The sequence below is a fragment of the Paracoccus sp. (in: a-proteobacteria) genome, assembly GCF_030538495.1.
Classification (GTDB): domain Bacteria; phylum Pseudomonadota; class Alphaproteobacteria; order Rhodobacterales; family Rhodobacteraceae; genus Paracoccus.
Genome location: NZ_JAUNTW010000022.1, coordinates 1 through 10,171, shown reverse-complemented (window position 1 = coordinate 10,171; position 10,171 = coordinate 1). Strand labels below are relative to the sequence as shown.

At 64.4% G+C, this 10,171-nt stretch carries 10 protein-coding genes; 8 read left to right on the top strand and 2 right to left on the bottom strand.

Annotated elements, in window-relative coordinates:
* Positions 1-289, top strand: a 289-nt coding sequence (locus tag Q4G20_RS13500) for a hypothetical protein (RefSeq protein WP_303343977.1), incomplete at its 5' end; no start/stop codon positions are given.
* Positions 290-428: 139 nt separating this feature from the next.
* Here the strand turns inward: Q4G20_RS13500 and aroB are convergent.
* Together aroB and Q4G20_RS13490 are read right to left on the bottom strand one after the other, a co-directional pair.
* Complete coding sequence (gene aroB, locus Q4G20_RS13495; RefSeq protein WP_303343976.1) at positions 429-1,535, bottom strand: 3-dehydroquinate synthase; 1,107 nt, start codon at positions 1,533-1,535, stop codon at positions 429-431.
* Complete coding sequence (locus tag Q4G20_RS13490) at positions 1,532-2,083, bottom strand: shikimate kinase (RefSeq protein ID WP_303343975.1); 552 nt, start codon at positions 2,081-2,083, stop codon at positions 1,532-1,534. The genes aroB and Q4G20_RS13490 overlap by 4 nt, the downstream gene beginning before the upstream one ends.
* Positions 2,084-2,195: 112 nt before the next feature.
* Between Q4G20_RS13490 and Q4G20_RS13485 the strand changes: the two genes are divergently transcribed.
* From Q4G20_RS13485 to Q4G20_RS13455, 7 genes are all read left to right on the top strand, one after another.
* Positions 2,196-2,333 carry a hypothetical protein gene (locus Q4G20_RS13485; protein ID WP_303343974.1) on the top strand — a complete coding sequence of 46 codons (138 nt, stop codon included), beginning with the start codon at positions 2,196-2,198 and terminating at the stop codon, positions 2,331-2,333.
* A complete protein-coding gene (locus Q4G20_RS13480; protein ID WP_303343973.1) occupies positions 2,326-3,768 on the top strand; it encodes a hypothetical protein in 1,443 nt (480 codons plus the stop codon). Before Q4G20_RS13485 ends, Q4G20_RS13480 begins: the two co-directional genes overlap by 8 nt.
* A complete protein-coding gene (locus Q4G20_RS13475; RefSeq protein WP_303343972.1) occupies positions 3,768-4,739 on the top strand; it encodes a tyrosine recombinase in 972 nt (323 codons plus the stop codon). The genes Q4G20_RS13480 and Q4G20_RS13475 overlap by 1 nt, the downstream gene beginning before the upstream one ends.
* Positions 4,740-4,741: 2 nt before the next feature.
* Positions 4,742-6,067 carry an HlyC/CorC family transporter gene (locus Q4G20_RS13470; protein ID WP_303343978.1) on the top strand — a complete coding sequence of 442 codons (1,326 nt, stop codon included), beginning with the start codon at positions 4,742-4,744 and terminating at the stop codon, positions 6,065-6,067.
* A 69-nt stretch (positions 6,068-6,136) separates the two neighbouring features.
* Complete coding sequence (gene tkt / locus Q4G20_RS13465) at positions 6,137-8,161, top strand: transketolase (protein WP_303343971.1); 2,025 nt, start codon at positions 6,137-6,139, stop codon at positions 8,159-8,161.
* A gap of 67 nt (positions 8,162-8,228) precedes the next feature.
* Entirely contained in the window at positions 8,229-9,143 is a 915-nt protein-coding gene (locus Q4G20_RS13460; protein ID WP_303343970.1) for a DMT family transporter, read from the top strand.
* A complete protein-coding gene (locus Q4G20_RS13455) occupies positions 9,133-9,999 on the top strand; it encodes a lysophospholipid acyltransferase family protein (protein ID WP_303343969.1) in 867 nt (288 codons plus the stop codon). Before Q4G20_RS13460 ends, Q4G20_RS13455 begins: the two co-directional genes overlap by 11 nt.
* Positions 10,000-10,171: the final 172 nt, after the last annotated feature.

The window sequence follows — 10,171 nt, the reverse complement described above, 5'->3', positions numbered from 1 at the left end:
ATCGCAGCCAGCCTCAACCTCTTTTTGCTTTTCGATCAACCCCATGACGGCACCGGCATCGCCATGCGGCGGTCAGAACCATCTCAACACGTCGCCAACCCGCTTCGCCGCCGCAAAAGCCGTGCGTCAGGACGGGCGGAAACCGGCCGCAAGGCGCTTTGGGTTTTCGAGTCAAACCGATAACGACACCGCCGTCACCCCGCAGGGTCTAGCTGTCCAGATCGTCGTGACCGATCCGGTGCGTCAGGATGAACCGCAGGCCGTTTCTCCTTTCGGGTTAAGGCGATAACAGCACATCCCCCACAGGGCGGCGCTTCAATATCCCACCGTCCGCATCCTCGCTGGCCCTAGGATCACCACGGCCGCGCGTCAGGATGAACCGCAGCCAGCCCAGCCGCGTTATCCTTTCGGATCAAACCGATAACGTATCACCGCGCCGCGGCCAGCACTGCCCTCAGCGTCTCACCATCCACGTCATCGCTGACGAATGCCTGACCAATGCCGCGCGCCAGAACGAACCGCAGCCGGCCATCGACGACCTTTTTATCTTGCCCCATCAGCGCGATCAGCGCCGCGTCGTCGGGCAGATCGCCCGGCACATCGGACAGGCGGGCGGGCATTCCCATTTCGCGCAGATGTTCCAGCACACGCGACGGGGATTCCTGACTGCACAGCCCCATCCGCGCCGACAGATCAAAGGCCAGGGCGCAGCCAATCGCCACGCCTTCGCCATGCAGCAGGCGGTCGGAATAGCCGGTCGCGGATTCCAATGCGTGACCAAAGGTGTGGCCCAGATTGAGCAGCGCGCGTTCGCCCTGTTCGGTTTCGTCGCGGGTGACGATGCCCGCCTTCATCGCCACGGAATGGGCGACGGCCTGTTGCCGCAGCGCGGGGTCATGGCGCAGCACCGGGGCGTTCTGTTCCAGCCAGTCGAAAAACGCGGCATCGCCCAGCAGGCCGTATTTCGCGACCTCGCCATAACCGGCGCGGAAATCGCGGTCGGTCAGCGTGTCCAGCACGTCAATATCGGCCAGAACCAGCGACGGCTGATGAAACGCGCCGATCAGGTTCTTGCCCTGCGCGCTGTTGATGCCGGTCTTGCCGCCGACGCTGCTGTCCACCTGCGCCAACAGAGACGTGGGGATCTGCACAAACCGCACGCCGCGCCGCAGGATGGACGCGGCAAAACCGACCAGATCGCCAATCACCCCGCCGCCAAAGGCGATCACGATGTCGCGCCGTTCAACCCGCTGTTCCAGCAGCCATTCCACGCAGCGGGTCAGATGCGGCCAGCTTTTGGTTGATTCGCCGGGGGGCAGAATCAGGGTGTCGTTGTCGATCCCCTGTTCGCGCAGCGCGGCGTTCAGCCGGTCCAGATGCAGCGCGGCGACGGTTTCATCGGTGACGGTGACCACGCGCGGACGGCGCAGCAGCGGCGCGATTTCGGCACCGGCGCGGGCGATCAGCCCCTGCCCGATGCGAACATCATAGGCGCGATCGCCCAGCGGGACATGAACGGTAACGGGATCGGTCATTTTCCATCCTGATAGAGATCGGGGTCATGGCGGCGCAGCGCCTCAATCAAGCGGTCGGTCGATTGGTCAATCGTATCCGCGCGTTGCACGGCAAAGTTCACATCCGCCTGCGCGTAAACCGGGTTGCGTTCGGCCAGCAGGCGTTCCAACGTGCCGCGCGGGTCGGCGGTCTGCAACAACGGCCGCGTGGGGCGCAACCGCACCCGATGCCACAGCGTGTCCAGTTCCGCGTTCAGCCAGACCGACACGCCCGTGCCTGCGATCAGGCTGCGGTTTTCGGCGCGCATCCACGCGCCGCCTCCGGTCGAGATCACCCCGCGCGGGCCGGTCAGGATGCGGCCCAGCACCTCGGTTTCGCGGGCGCGAAAGAACGGCTCGCCGTCGCGGGCAAAGATTTCGCTGATGCTCATGGCGGCAGCGGATTCGATTTCGGCGTCCGAATCCGTGAACGGCACACGCAGGCGGCGCGACAGTTCTGTTCCAAGGGCGGTTTTGCCAGCCCCCATCATTCCGATCAGCACGATATGTCGTTTCAGGCGCGGTTTCATCCATCTTCCCCAAATTGCAGGATTGAATGACGTGATCTTTCGGAAATTGCCATATATATTCGGCATGAACCGGCATAAGACCGGCGCAAAAGCGGAAAAAATGGGGCAAGCGATGCGGTTGTTGAAAGTTCTGGTGGTGTTGATCCTGCTGGCTGTGATCGGGCTGGCGGGCTTTGCCTATTTCGGGGACATGACCCCCACCCGGACCGAGGTTCGCACCCCGTTATCACTGGATAACACGGGTGATTAGGGCATCGGTCATCATTCTGGCGCTGCTGACGGGGCCGGTGGGCGCGCAGACGCAACCCCTGTCGGCCAGCGACTGGCTGTCGGGCAGCGTGCGCGCGCCGGTGCGCGAATCATCGGCCTGGCGTCCGGTGCCGCGTCCGCCGGAACGCCCCGCCCCGCGTCAGCCGGTTGCCGCCAGCGGTGCGGTTGGTCCGGTCACCGTCACCCGTCTGGACCGCGTGAATGCGGATACGGTCGGCACCATGACCGCGCGCCGCGCCGGTCTGCCCCCCGATTTGTGGCAGGGCAGCGACCCTGACGATGTGGCGCGCCTGATCCGGCAGACGCCCGCGCGGCTGGGCGCGATGCAATATCTGTTGCGCCGGGTGCTGACCGCGCAACTGCCGCCGCCGGAAATGGGATCCGAAACCGGCGCGAATGGCGGGCTGTTTCTGGCGCGGGCGGATCGGCTCTTGGATATGGGCGCGCTTGATCAGGCGCAGGCGCTGTTGTTATCGGCGGGGCCTGCGGAACCCGAAACCTTTCGCCGCCTGTTCGATATTGCGCTGCTTGAGGGCGACGAGGCCCGCGCCTGCGCCATTATGAACGACACCCCCGGCATTGCGCCCAGCTTTGCCGCGCGGATTTTCTGTTTGGCGCAGGGGGGCGATTGGGCGGCGGCGGCGATCACGCTGAACGGAGCGGAATCGCTGGGCCTGATTGACGATCAACAGGCGTTGCTGATGACGCATTTTCTGGATGATGCCTATGTCGATACCGGCACGCATCTGGACCCGTCCGGCCCGATGACGCCGCTGCAATTCCGCCTGCACGAAGCGATTGGCCAGCCTCTGCCCACCATGCCGCTGCCGATTGCCTTTGCGCAGTCGGATTTGCGCATGAATGGCGGCTACAAAGCCCGGCTTGAAGCGGCGGAACGTCTGGCCCGCGCCGGGGCCATTCCCCCGGATCGCCTGCGTCAGATTTACGGCGAACAACGCCCGGCGGCGTCGGGCGGGGTGTGGGAACGCGCGGGCGCGATGCGCACGTTAGAGGCGGGCTTGACGTCAGGCGATGTGTCGCAGGCCCTGCCGCGTGCGTTTGACGAATTTCGCCGCGCGGGCATGGCGGGGGTGCTGGCCGGGATGGTTGCCGCCGATCTGCCCCCTGATACCGACGGGCGCGCGGGCGACATCACCCGGATGCTGCGGCAATGGGTCGGGCTAAAAGCCACGGCGACCACCCCGCCCCTGCCCATCCCCGAGGCCATCCCCCCCGACACGCGCAAAGGGCAGGCTCTGCTGGCCGCCATGGCCGATATTGACGCGGCTATTGACGGCGATATGCACCGCGCCGCGCGGGGCATTGCCATGCTGCGCGCGCTTGGGCTGAAACCCGATGCGGATCGCGCGGCGGCTCAGGTCAGGTTGCTGCCTCAGATGAATGACGGCATGTGATGCAGGATCAACGCGCGATTTCAGCGTTTCTTGACGCCAAATCCGCCGAAACCGGGGCGGCGCGGAATACGATTTTGGCCTATGGCCGCGATTTGTGCGATCTGTCGGATTGGTTGACCGCGCGCGGCGCGGCCCTGCCCGACCTGACCCGCGACCTGATCGAGGATTACCTGACCCATTGCGACGCACAGGGCCTGTCCCGCGCCACCCGCGCGCGGCGTCTGTCCAGCATCCGCCAATTCACCCGCTTTGCGCTTGACGAAGGCTGGCGCGCCGACGACCCCGCCATTCGCCTGACCGGGCCGGGGCGCGCGCAACGCATCCCGAAAACGCTTGGGACGGATGAAATCGACGCGATGCTGGCCGCCGCCCCGCAACTGGGCCGAGGCCCCGCGGATCGCGCGCGCAACAGCTGCATCGTCGAATTGCTCTATGCCACCGGGATGCGCGTCAGCGAATTGGCGATGCTGCCCGTCGCGGGCTGTCGCGGCAATCCGGCGGTGCTGCTGATCCGGGGCAAGGGCAACCGCGAACGCATGGTGCCGCTGACCCCCGCCGCCCGCGCGCGTCTGTCCGAATGGCTGGCGATCCGCGATGCGGCACCGGGCGACAGCCCGCTGGGCCGCGTCATCGCCGGGCGCGGGTCCCGCTGGTTGTTTCCGGCGGCCAGCAAGGACGGCCACATCCCCCGCATCGCCGTGAACCGGCTGCTGAATGAACTGGCGCTGTCGGTCGGGCTGGACCCGGCCCGCGTCACGCCCCACGTCATCCGCCACGCCTTCGCCACGCATTTGCTGCAAGGCGGAGCCGATTTACGCAGTATTCAGACGCTGTTAGGTCACGCAGACCTTGGCACGACCGAAATTTACACGCATGTTCTGGATCAACGAATGCGTGATCTGGTGCTGAACCATCACCCCCTGGCGCGCGTTCCCCAAAACGACGCCGATTCACAAAACGATACCGTATGACCATGGACCTATCCGCCAGTTCGCTTGACACCGCCTTTTGGATCACCGTTGCCGCCATTGTGGTGCTGCTGCTGATGTCGGCGTTCTTTTCGGGGTCGGAAACCGCCCTGACCGCTTCCAGCCGCGCGAAACTGCGCGCCCGCGCCGACAAAGGCGATGCCGGGGCCGAGGCCGCCCTGAAAGTGACCGAGGATAACGAACGCCTGATCGGCGCGATCCTGTTGGGAAATAACGTGGTGAACATCCTGTCGGCCAGTCTGGCGACCGCGCTGTTCACCCGGCTGATGGGCGCGAATGGTGTGGCCATTGCCACGCTGGTCATGACCGCACTGGTCCTGATTTTTTCCGAAGTGATGCCGAAAACCTATGCCATCATGAACCCGGAAAATCTGGCAACGCGCGTGGCCCGTCCGGTTCGCTGGGTGACGCTGTTTTTGTCGCCCATCGTGACGGTGGTTCGGGTGATTGTGCGCGGGATCCTGTCGCTGTTCGGGATCAAAACCGACGCAGGCGCGCATATGTTTTCGGTGCATGATGAAATCGCGGGCGCTCTGTCCATCGGCCACGCCACCGGCGCCGTCCAGAAAGAGGATCGCGACCGCCTGTTAGGCGCGCTTGATCTGGGCAACCGCACGGTCGAAGAAATCATGCTGCATCGCAGCGAAATCCAGATGATCGACGGCGATTTGCCGCCCGAACGTATTCTGGAAACCGTGCTGGCCAGCCCGCATACCCGCCTGCCCGTTTATCGTCAGGAACGCGAAAACGTCATCGGCGTGGTCCATGCCAAAGACTTGCTGCGCGCCGTCAACCGCGCCATTCGCCAATCGGGCGATGCCACCGTCGCGCGCCAGTTTGACGTGATGTCGGTCGCGATGCCGCCCTATTTCGTGCCGGACACGACGGCGCTTGATGAACAGATGCGCGAATTTCTGAAACGCCGCACGCATTTTGCACTGGTCGTTGATGAATATGGCAGCCTGCGCGGGCTGATCACGCTGGAAGATATTCTGGAAGAAATCGTCGGCGAAATCGCAGACGAACACGACACCGAGGCCGACCAGACCCTGCGCCCCAACCCCACCGGGGATTATCTGGTCGAAGGCGGCATGACCATCCGCGACCTGAACCGCCAGCTGGATTGGTCCCTGCCCGATGACGAAGCCAACACCGTCGCCGGTCTGGTCATCCATATGGCGCAGTCGATCCCCGAACAGGGTCAGGTGTTTTCCTTCCACGGGTATCGGTTCGAGGTGGTGACCCGCCGCGAAAACCGCATCACCCGCCTGCGCATCCGCCCGCTGTCGCCGCAACCGGCGGAACCGTGATCCGCTTGCAACCGCGCGCCATCAGCCCTAACACACCACACATAATCTATCTGCCGTAAGGGACCGCCCATGGACATCGACGCCCGCCGCAAGGCCGACCCCCAACACTGGAATCTGGCAAGCGCGATCCGCGTTTTGTCCATGGACGCGGTCGAGGCCGCCAATTCCGGCCATCCCGGTATGCCGATGGGCATGGCCGATGTGGCGACCGTGCTGTTCCGCAATCACCTGAAATTCGACGCCGGCGCGCCGAACTGGTTTGACCGCGACCGTTTTGTTCTGTCGGCGGGCCATGGGTCCATGCTGATCTATTCGCTGCTGCATCTGACCGGCTATGAACAGATGACGCTGGATCAGATCAAAAACTTCCGCCAACTGGGCGCGATCACCGCGGGCCATCCCGAATACGGCCATGTGGAAGGTGTCGAAACCACGACCGGCCCGCTGGGTCAGGGCATCGCAACCGCCGTCGGCATGGCCATTGCCGAAGAAGCCCTGCGCGCCGAATTCGGGTCCGATCTGTGCGATCACCGCACTTGGGTGATCGCGGGCGACGGCTGCCTGATGGAAGGCATCAGCCAAGAGGCCATCGGTCTGGCCGGTCACCTGAAACTGGGCCGCCTGATCGTGCTGTGGGATAACAACGACATCACCATCGACGGCCGCGTCAGCCTGTCCGACAGCACCGATCAACGCGCCCGGTTCGAGGCGTCGGGATGGCGCGTTCTGTCCTGCGACGGCCACGACGCCGCCGACATCGACCGCGCCCTGACGGACGCCGCCAAAGATGACGGCCGCCCGGTTCTGGTCGATTGCAAAACCATCATCGGTTTCGGTTCGCCCAACAAAGCTGACAGCAGTTCGGCGCATGGCTCGCCCTTGGGGGCCGACGAAATCGCCAAGGTCCGTGCGGCTTTGGGCTGGGACGCCCCGGCGTTTGACATCCCGGCGGATATTCTGAACGACTGGCGCGCGATTGGCGCGCGCGGCGGCGACGCCCGCATCGAATGGAACGCCCGCGTTGACGCACTGTCGGGCGACAAACGCGACGAATTCGCCCGCCGCGTGTCGGGCGACGACAACGAAAAACTGCGCGACACCATCATCGCGTTCAAAGAAAAAACCTTTGACGACGCGCCCAAGGTGGCCACCCGCAAAGCCAGCGAAAACGTGCTGGCCGTGCTGAACCCGGTGATGCCGGAAAACTTTGGCGGCTCGGCGGATTTGACCGGGTCGAACAACACCAAAACCGGCGGCATGGGCGTGTTCAGCGCCGATAACCGTCTGGGCCGTTACATGCATTATGGCATCCGCGAACACGGCATGGCGGCGGCGATGAATGGGATTTGGCTGCATGGCGGATTCCGCCCCTATGGCGGCACGTTCATGACGTTCACCGATTACGCGCGCGGCGCGATGCGTCTGTCGGCGCTGATGGGGGTGCCGGCGATTTACGTCATGACGCATGACAGCATCGGTCTGGGCGAAGACGGCCCGACCCACCAGCCGGTTGAACATCTGGCCCTGTGCCGCGCCACGCCGAACACGCTGGTTCTGCGCCCCTGCGATCAGATCGAAACCGCCGAGGCGTGGGAAATCGCCCTGACCCGCGACGCCACGCCGTCGGTTCTGGCGCTGTCGCGTCAAAACCTGCCGACGCTGCGCAAAAAAGGCGATGACGTGAACATGACCGCTTACGGCGCCTATATCCTGCGCGAAGCGTCCGGCCACGAACCCGAAGTCATCCTGATGGCGTCCGGCTCCGAAGTCGAAATCGCGATCGAGGCGCGGCACAAACTGGAAAGCCAAGGCGTGCCGACCCGCGTTGTGTCCGTCCCGTCGATGGAGCTGTTCCGCGAACAGTCCAAGGATTACCGCCGCGACGTTCTGCCCAAAGGCCCCGTCCGCATCGCGATCGAGGCCGCCGTTCGCCAGCCTTGGGATTGGCTGCTGTTGGGCGAACGCGGGCGCGAGAAAAAGGCCGCCTTTGTCGGTATGCGCGGCTTTGGCGCATCGGCCCCGGCCCCGGCGCTGTATCAGGAATTTGGCATTACCGCCGATGCGGTCGTGGATCAGGCCAAAGACCTGCTGTGACGCAGCCGAAAAACACCGGCACAGAGGGTTTCTTCTGTGCCAAAATACGCACTGATCCTGTGCTCTGATGCGGGTGCTGGCGCGCGCATTTGCGCTGATGGGTCGCGAACGGGACGGGTTGCGCCGTCCCGGTTCGGATCAGGCGCGCGGCATCGCGCTGCTGCTGGCGGCGATTGTCGGCTTTACCCTGATGGACGCGACGGCCAAACATCTGACGGCGGATTATCACCCGGTTCAGATCGTCTGGGCGCGTTTCACCGTTAACCTGCTGATTTTCATCGCGATCTATCGCGGTGCGGTGCTGGCGCTGATGCGCACGAAACAGCCGGGCTTGCAGGCGGCGCGGTCGTTCATGCAACTGGCCTCGGTCGGGTTGTTTTTCACGTCATTGCAATTCATTGGTCTGGCCGAGGCGACGGCGATCATGGACCTGAACCCGGTTCTGATCACGCTGGGCGCGGCGCTGTTTCTGGGCGAACGCATCGGTCCGCGCCGGATCATCGGCATTATCGCGGCGATGATCGGGGCCATGATGATTATCCGCCCCGGCGCGGGTGTGTTCGACATGGGCGCGCTGCTGCCGCTGGTGGGGGCGTTCACCTATGCCGCGGGGGCGCTGCTGACGCGGGTTGTGCGCGCTGATTCGGTGGCGACGTCGGTTATGTGGTCGGCGGTCTTTGGCACGGTTGTTATGTCCGCCGTGGTGCCGTTTTTCTGGACTCCGATTCAAACGGGCGACCTGTGGGCGTTCGCGTTGTTGGGTCTGTTCGGCACGATCAGCCAGTTTCTGCTGGTCCGCGCCTTTGCACTGGCGCAGGCGGGGACGCTGGCGCCCTTTGGCTATACCGGGTTGTTGTGGGCGGGGCTGTGGGGCTGGCTGTTTTTCGGGCAGTTCCCGGATGGATGGACGATTGCGGGCGCGGCGGTTATCGTGGCCGCCGGTCTTTACGTCTGGTCCAAAGAGGCAACCCGTGAACAATGACCCCACCCTGACCGACCGCGTGGCGAATGCTGCCTTTCTGGTGGTGATGACGGTTGCGCGGATGCTGCCGTATCATCGGCGCATCCCGGCAATGGGTTGGTTTTTCGCGCATATTCTGGCACCGCTGGCCGGGTGGAGGCGGCGCATCCGTGACAATCTGGCCCTGGCGCGCCCCGATCTGACGCCGGATCAGGTCGCCCATCTGCTGCGCGCGGTCCCCGATAACGCAGGCCGTTCGCTGGCCGAGATCTATTCCGGCGACGCCTTTACCGCGCGCATCCATGCCGCCGATCCGCTGACCGGGCCGGGCCTGCCCGCATTGGAACAGGCGTTTGAAACCGGTCGTCCCGTCATTCTGGCCTGCGCGCATTTCGGCAATTACGACGCCATGCGCGCGGCACTGGCGGGGCGGGGCTGGCCGGTTGGTGCGCTCTATCGTCCGATGAACAACGCCGCGTTCAACCGCCATTACATCCCTGCGATCACCGCGATTGCCGAACCGCTGTTCCCGCGCGGGCGCGCCGGTCTGTCGGCGATGCTGCGGTTTTTGCGGGGCGGCGGCTGGCTGGCCTTGGGCTTTGATCAATATGAACACGACGGCGCGACGCTGCGGTTTTTCGATCTGCCCACAAAAACCGTGCTGACGCCTGCGGAACTGGCGACACGCTATGACGCGCTGCTGGTGCCGATTGCGGGCATCCGCCAGCCGGACGGCCTCAGCTTTGCCGTGCATGTGGGTGACCCCGTGCCGCCGGGCAACGCGCCGGACCGGATGCAGGCGCTGAACGACGATCTGGAATCGCTGATCCGGCGGCATATGGATCAATGGTTCTGGGTGCATCGCCGCTGGAAATAGGGAAAAGACGCAACGGGGCGTTGACAGGCCGGGGGCGCGCGCCTATCTGACCGCTATTGGCACTCACCTAACCCGAGTGCCAACAGAGACACTGAAACCTGAAACGGAGTGTTCACAATGGCATTCAAACCGCTGCACGACCGCGTGCTGGTTCGCCGCGTCGAATCGGAAG